At 54.3% G+C, this 6943-nt stretch carries 7 protein-coding genes; 3 read left to right on the top strand and 4 right to left on the bottom strand.

Annotated elements, in window-relative coordinates; genetic code table 11:
- Nucleotides 1-218: 218 nt before the first annotated feature.
- Nucleotides 219-512 (bottom strand): DUF4090 family protein, encoded by a 294-nt coding sequence (locus tag V6D20_04185; protein HEY9814991.1) that lies wholly within the window; start codon nucleotides 510-512, stop codon nucleotides 219-221.
- Nucleotides 513-640: 128 nt separating this feature from the next.
- Here V6D20_04185 and V6D20_04190 point away from each other — a divergent pair, with 128 nt between their 5' ends.
- On the top strand, nucleotides 641-1585 hold the full coding sequence (locus V6D20_04190) for a site-specific DNA-methyltransferase (GenBank protein HEY9814992.1): 945 nt from the start codon (nucleotides 641-643) through the stop codon (nucleotides 1583-1585).
- 55 nt (nucleotides 1586-1640) lie between these two features.
- Here the strand turns inward: V6D20_04190 and V6D20_04195 are convergent, their stop codons facing one another.
- The 3 genes from V6D20_04195 to psb28 all read right to left on the bottom strand — a co-directional run bounded on the left by V6D20_04195 (nucleotide 1641) and on the right by psb28 (nucleotide 4531).
- The gene (locus tag V6D20_04195; protein ID HEY9814993.1) at nucleotides 1641-2480 is read right to left on the bottom strand and encodes a pentapeptide repeat-containing protein; all 840 of its coding nucleotides are present in this window, start codon (nucleotides 2478-2480) and stop codon (nucleotides 1641-1643) included.
- A gap of 450 nt (nucleotides 2481-2930) precedes the next feature.
- On the bottom strand, nucleotides 2931-3854 hold the full coding sequence (locus V6D20_04200; GenBank protein ID HEY9814994.1) for a TIGR01777 family oxidoreductase: 924 nt from the start codon (nucleotides 3852-3854) through the stop codon (nucleotides 2931-2933).
- 302 nt (nucleotides 3855-4156) lie between these two features.
- Complete coding sequence (gene psb28 / locus V6D20_04205) at nucleotides 4157-4531, bottom strand: photosystem II reaction center protein Psb28 (protein ID HEY9814995.1); 375 nt, start codon at nucleotides 4529-4531, stop codon at nucleotides 4157-4159.
- Between the two features lie 234 nt (nucleotides 4532-4765).
- On the opposite strand from psb28, the gene V6D20_04210 reads away from it, so the two are divergent.
- On the top strand, nucleotides 4766-5455 hold the full coding sequence (locus tag V6D20_04210; protein HEY9814996.1) for a diacylglycerol/polyprenol kinase family protein: 690 nt from the start codon (nucleotides 4766-4768) through the stop codon (nucleotides 5453-5455).
- Nucleotides 5456-5547: 92 nt separating this feature from the next.
- A complete protein-coding gene (ald, locus tag V6D20_04215; protein HEY9814997.1) occupies nucleotides 5548-6627 on the top strand; it encodes an alanine dehydrogenase in 1080 nt (359 codons plus the stop codon).
- The last annotated feature ends 316 nt before the right edge of the window (nucleotides 6628-6943 follow it).

Here is a 6943-nt window from a genome sequence, read left to right on the forward strand (position 1 = left end):
AAATTTCCGCCGTGTATAACCGTCTACCGGAGATGTACCAATCCCTACGCGAGATTCGCCGTCAACTCAAGTAGGCAGGCTCTCAATTAGGAATTCCAATCAGGTCAGGAATTCCAATCAGGATATGAGGAGAGAGCCGGGCGCAGTCTGGCATATCTGAACCATGCCATGGACCGATCCGACTTCCCCTGCGAATACCTCGAAAGGCTTCTGCTCCTCTATTTGCCGCCGTAGTAAAACGCGATTTCCTTATCCTTGAGCGGCGCAAAATCTGCATCGATCAACTTTTGGTTTAATTCCGCTTGGGGCAGATGTTTCGCACCAATCCGCACAATCCGCGATCGCATCGTATTGCTCACACCACTGCGCTGCCGGTTGGACTCGTAGCCCATGACGGTGGTGTAAAGATCAAGCTTTGCCGTGGGAATCGGACTACCATCAAAATCAATGCCAGCAGCGATCGCTGTATCTACAGCATCGGCTCCAGTCGTTTGTTGAAGATCGGGAGACATGGTTCAATTCTGGTTAAGGGTCTAAAACAATGGGTCGAACGCCCGTTAGTGTTTAGCGTAGTCGAAATTGGGGACAGTTCAACCCAGCGATCGCCCTCAGATCCACGGTGTGCAGCGGAGATATGCCTATGGCTGAACCTCAACCTCGGGGGCCCATGAATCGAACCCTGATTCTCACCGAGAGCGATCGCGATCGCCTCCAACCCCGTCTGCTCGATGCTGCTGCCCTATCGCCTCAAGCCCCCTTGCCCACAGGTACTCTCTGGGGCGATTGCCTCCAGTTTGCCTCCCAGATGCCGCACCAGTCAGTCGATCTACTCATTCTTGACCCGCCCTATAACCTTACGAAAAATTTCCACGGCTACCAGTTCACCCAGCAACGCGCTGAAGACTATACCGCTTGGCTACGGCAGGTAGTTTTGGCCTTCATACCCTTGCTGAAGCCAACTGCTAGCCTGTATATCTGCGGCGATTGGCGCTCCTCAACCTCAATTTTTGCCGTCGCCGCCGACTATTTTGTCGTCCGAAATCGCATCACCTGGGAGCGGGAAAAGGGACGAGGAGCCAAGAAAAATTGGAAAAATGCGAGCGAAGATATTTGGTTTTGCACCGTCAGCGATCGCTACACCTTCTGCGTTGATGCTGTCAAGCTCCGGCGGCGAGTTCTAGCGCCCTACCGCCATGCAGATGGCCAACCTAAGGACTGGCAGGCGACTGAAGACGGCAATTTTCGTGATACCCATCCGTCTAATTTCTGGAGCGATATCACCATTCCCTTTTGGTCGATGCCCGAAAATACCGATCATCCCACCCAGAAAAGCGAAAAGCTGATCGCCAAACTGGTGCTAGCGAGTAGCCAACCCGGTCAAGTCATCTTGGATCCATTTGTGGGCAGTGGCACCACCTCGGTGGTCGCCAAAAAATTGGGACGTCAGTATCTGGGCATCGATCGCAATCTAGACTACTGCCTGTTAACCGAGCGACGGCTGGAACTAGCCGACCAACATCCCGCCATTCAAGGCTTTACCCACCAGGTTTTCTGGGAACGTAATTCCTCACCGCCACCGGATTGAGCCAGCTAGGAGCGATCGCCCCTCTAGCTTCCCTTTAGGAGTTAGCAACGTTAGCCTACTCATGGGCGATCGCATTGGGCATCATCGTGCCCGTGAGAATCGCATTGTGAAGATTCACCTGGTTGAGATTAGCGCTAATCAAAATCGCATCGGTGAGGTTCGCTTCACTCAAGTTGGCCCAGCTTAAGGAAGCACGATGCAAATTTGCCCCCGTTAAATCTACCCCACGCATAGATGTCCAGTTGAGGTTGACACCGCGCATGTTAGCTGATCGAAAGACGGCATTTAGGAGGCTCGCGCCCGTGAAGCGAGCCCGACGCAGATCAGAATCTTCTAAATTGGCCTCATCAAGGTTAGCTCCTTGCAAAATGGCATCAATCAGCTTGGCACCACGGAGAATGGCCCCGGTCAAAATAGCGTTGGTCAGATTGGCAGATTCAAGAATGGCATCCGTGAGGTTTGTGTCAATCAACTTAGTGCGATTGAGGCAAGCATCACGTAAATTAGCGGCCTGCAGCGTCGCCTTATTCAAGCTAGCTTCCCCTAGATTGGCATCTTGTAAAATACTGCGGCTCATATTCACCTGAATCAGGCGTGTTCCTCGCAGTCCAGCACCCGTGAGATTGGCTTCAACTAGCTTGGCCTGGGTTAAGTCTGCACCAATTAGGTTTGTTTCAATCAAATTGGCTTGATTGAGATTTGCCCCAAAAAGGTTCACTTCCCGAAGATTAGCCATGCTGAGATTGGTACCACTCAGGTCTGCTCCACTGAGATTGGCTCGACGAAAATTAATACCGCTGAGATCATGCCCCTTCAGGTTTTGACCCACCAAGCTAATTTCGCGAAAATCTCGTTCCCCTGCTGAATACTGGCTCAGCAGTTCATCAACTTGCATGATCCGCTGTCTCTCATAAAAGAATATATCTATCGCCTTAGCTATCCTTAGGGTGCCCGTTTTCTGGCGCTAGCTGCCATGGTGGCTACTGCGCAACGTTGGCCCGCGATCGCTCCTCCCCGCGCAGTCCCTCATGCGTGCGATAAAGCACCTGTAGGAATCCGTATCGTGGATGATATGGATGGCGATCGATCAAGCCTAAGGACGGGATCGGGCATAGGTGGAGATGATGAGATGATTTACTCACGCTTCCAGCATTAAGGCTGTGAATCCGGAGGATTTGGGGCGTGAGCAAGGCAGATGGTTCATATATCAACTAGATGGTCAAACAATCGACTCTATTGTTCCACCTATCCTGCCTGGAGACTGTATCAGCGATGGAGATGTCTGGTGACCTATATCACTGCCTTGGGGGGATCAAGGCGATCGCTGCCTAGCCCTAATCTCGATCTAGCCTAGAACATCGCGCAACGCTGCTTGAAGGTTTGCAAACTGATAGTGAAATCCAGCCGCTTGAGTTCGCTGAGGGAGTACCTGCTGTCCCTCTAGCACCACCTTGGCAGCATCGCCTAGGAGCGCTTCTAGGGCAATCTCTGGCACCGGTAGCCAAGAAGGACGGTTGAGAGTCTCGCCCATGACATGGCAGAACTCTGACATCCGCACGGGGTTGGGAGCGGTGGCATTGAGGACACCCTCGTAGCTCGGCTGGCTGAGCGATTGGATGATCAGTTCCACAAGGTCATCGCGATGGATCCAAGACACCCATTGCTTCCCAGTCCCAAGGGGTCCACCTGCAAAAAGGCGAAAGGGGGTAATCATCTTGGCGATCGCTCCTCCCTCTAGGCCAAGTACAATACCCGTGCGCAGAATCACCAACCGCGTGCCGCTTTCTTTGACACGCATAGCTTCCGCTTCCCAGGCTTGGCACACCTGCGCCAGAAAATCATTCCCCGCTCCACTGGTTTCATCAAAACTAGCGGTTTCACTGGTGCCGTAGTAGCCAATGGCAGACCCGCTGACCAAAACAGACGGCTTTGGATCAGCTTGGGCGATCGCATCCACCAGTAAACGGGTCGTCAGTTGGCGGCTTTCTAAAATGATCCGCTTGCGTTCCGGCGTCCAGCGGCTCTCCGCAATGGGCTCACCGGCCAAATTCACTACGCCATCACAACCCGCGATCGCCTGCTGCCACTCGCCGGCCTGGGTTGGTGTGTAGGCAATGTTGGTAACTGTGGGAAAGGATGACGAGGGAAACACCCGATTAGCATGACCTAGGTTGCGGGTGAATACCACGACAGAATGGCCCGCTTGGCTCAGTCGTTCAACCAAACGACTTCCCACAAATCCTGTTGCACCCGTGATGGCAACCTTCATGCACCTACTCCTTATCAATATGGACTGGAAAATCTATCTTTAAGTCTCCCCTATTCAGGGAAAATTCGGGGGATCAACACAATTTGGCGACACCATCAAGCCGGGTGACGTAGCCCAACACCTCACCCATTCCCCTCGCCTCCGAAGACAGCGTAACGCATCCAAGCCTCATGAGAGGTGCGTTACGGCTTCGCCTAACGGCACCCTACCAGGCAAGGGTTTTAAACCTTGTGGACACAGATCTTGTGGACACAGATGTTGAATGGGTGTGTAGCCAGTTAAAGGAACATCTTGATGCTGCTTTAGGTGGGCGGTTCACCATATTCCATGCCATTAGCTGCCGCGTAGGCATCCATAAATCGCTGAAACCGCTCCCAGTGCTCCTCTTGATCTAGCTCAATTTTGCATTCCACCCGCTGAAGATCGTCACCTTCCGGGCCACCAAATACAAATTGAACCGAGGACGGCTCTATGAGGATAGTACCTTCCCCATCCGTTAGCCGCAGCGCCTTAGCAAAACGCTTGCGGTAGCTGTTGAATTGCTCAATGGACTTCAGGCGGGTGAACTGCAGCACCACGATGCGCAGTCCCGATTGGCGATCGCGTCGGAGGCTGACGCCACTCAGCTCTTCTGAGATCCCCTCAAAAAATTCGATGGAAGGAGTAGAAGATGTCACCGTCAATACCAAACTCATGTCTCAGTATACAAAAGTGTTGGGGATTACATGGGGACTATCGACAGGATTGCCGATTCATCTAGGAGCGATCGCTCTCTGATCCAAAATCTTCTACAGTAAAAGAGTTCATGTCTGCCAAGCCAGCGATCGCCCGAAGCTCGACTGGTCTTGCCATACATTGCTGCTTTGCGCTAGCTCCGCGCTAGCCTAGGTTCACCCCATCCCCCTGGCTTCATGCTGCAACTGGTTCAGTCATCGATCTGGCTTCAAATCGCTATTGTGCTCCTCTGGCTGGGAGTGGTGGGTATTGCCGCCGATACGCTCCATCGCCGCACGCCAGCGGGGCCAGAAATTATTCGCAAAGTTGTTCACATGGGGGTTGGCAACGTGATTCTCTTAGCCTGGTGGTTGGAGATTCCCGCTTGGCTAGGGGTGAGTGCATCCATCTTGTTCAGTGCGATCGCTCTCCTGTCTTACCGACTGCCCATTCTGCCGGTGATCAACACCGTGGGGCGCAAAAGCCTAGGCACCTTCTTCTATGCCATTAGTTTTGCCATCCTGATTGCCTGGTTTTGGGCCCTGCAGATGCCCCAATATGCTGCCGTGGGGATTTTGATTATGACCTGGGGCGATGGCATGGCAGCGCTGGTCGGTCAACGCTTTGGGCGGAATTTGTATAAGCTATGGGGCATGCAAAAAACCTGGGAAGGCTCCTGTGCCATGGCCATGGTTAGCTATGGTGTGAGTAGCGGCATTTTGTGGGGGGTGCAGGGCAATGTCTGGCAAACCTGGCTGGTGCCGGTGGGGATTGCCCTTGGTGCAACGACCTTAGAAGCCTTTTCAAAGCTAGGTATTGACAATCTCACGGTGCCGGTGGGCAGTGCAGCGATCGCCTTCTGGCTGAACCAGTTGGGACCAATCTAGGAACGGCCAAGGGAATCGTGTTCCGTACAACAGCAGTTTTGCGCCAGTCTCAGGCAATCTGAACCATATAGTCATCTAGCATGAGGATTTGCATGGAGATCGGGGTACCTAAGGAAATTAAGGATCAGGAATTTCGTGTAGGGCTAAGTCCCAGCAGCGTTAGAGGGTTGAGCGATCGCGGCCATACGGTCTTTGTCGAAACCCAGGCTGGAGATGGGGCGGGCTTCACGGATGATGATTACCAACAAGCCGGTGCCAAACTGGTGTCCACGGCGCAAGAGGCCTGGTCTCGGCAGCTAGTTGTGAAGGTGAAGGAACCTCGCCCAGGAGAATATGACCTGATGCAGGCCGGTCAGATCCTGTTCACCTACCTGCACCTAGCCGCCGATCGCGCGTTGACGGAACAGCTCATGGCCGCCAAGGTGACAGCGATCGCCTACGAAACGGTGGAAGTGAATCGCACCCTGCCGCTGCTGACGCCCATGAGCATCATTGCCGGACGGCTATCGGTGCAGTTTGGGGCCAGGTTCTTGGAAAAGCAGCAGGGCGGCCGCGGCGTCTTGCTGGGGGGCGTGCCGGGGGTACGCCCAGGCCGGGTGGTCATCCTCGGAGGTGGCGTGGTGGGCACCGAAGCCGCCAAGATGGCCATTGGCTTGGGAGCGCAGGTGCAGATCGTGGACATTAACCTAGCGCGGTTGAATGAACTGGAGGAGCTGTTCGGATCACGGGTGGAGCTTGTGTTTAGCAGCGCGGCCCAGATCGAAGCGATCGTACCTGAGGCCGATCTGCTGATTGGGGCAGTGTTGGTGCCAGGGCGCAAGGCTCCTACCCTCGTACCCCGCGCCTATGTAGAAAAGATGCGACCCGGTTCCGTCATTGTCGATGTAGCGGTGGATCAAGGCGGCTGCATTGAGACCCTGCACCCCACGTCTCATTCCAGCCCCATCTATGTAGATGCGGGGGTGGTGCATTATGGTGTGCCCAATATGCCCGGCGCGGTGCCCTGGACGGCGACCCAAGCGCTGAATAACAGCACCTTTCCCTATGTGATGCAATTAGCAGACCATGGCGCGGCGGCGCTGGAGCGGGATGGGAATTTGGGCAAAGGGCTGAATGTCACAGAAGGTGCCTTGATCCATCCGGCGGTGAAGCAGGTGTTTCCTGATTTGTAGCAGCCTGTAGGATTCAAGCCAAGTTCGATGGCGTTATGAGTGAGAAACTCCAGGGATGGGTTGATGGCTGAGCGATCGCGTAACGCATCAACGCCTTACAAGATCATGCGTTACGGCTTTGCCTAACAGCATTCTCGCGATACGCGATCAGAGAATGCCCATTTCCCTGCAACCTACGGGCCACTAGCCATCGCTGAGGGGCTGAAGTACGGGCGATCGCTGCCGTTGCCGAGCTGCATCGACGGCCTGCTGTTGGTCACGACGGGAGATCCAACGGTGGTAGGTGCGGGTGTGGATGGCGACGGAATGCCCCATC

The organism is Candidatus Obscuribacterales bacterium, from assembly GCA_036703605.1.
GTDB lineage: Bacteria > Cyanobacteriota > Cyanobacteriia > RECH01 > RECH01 > RECH01.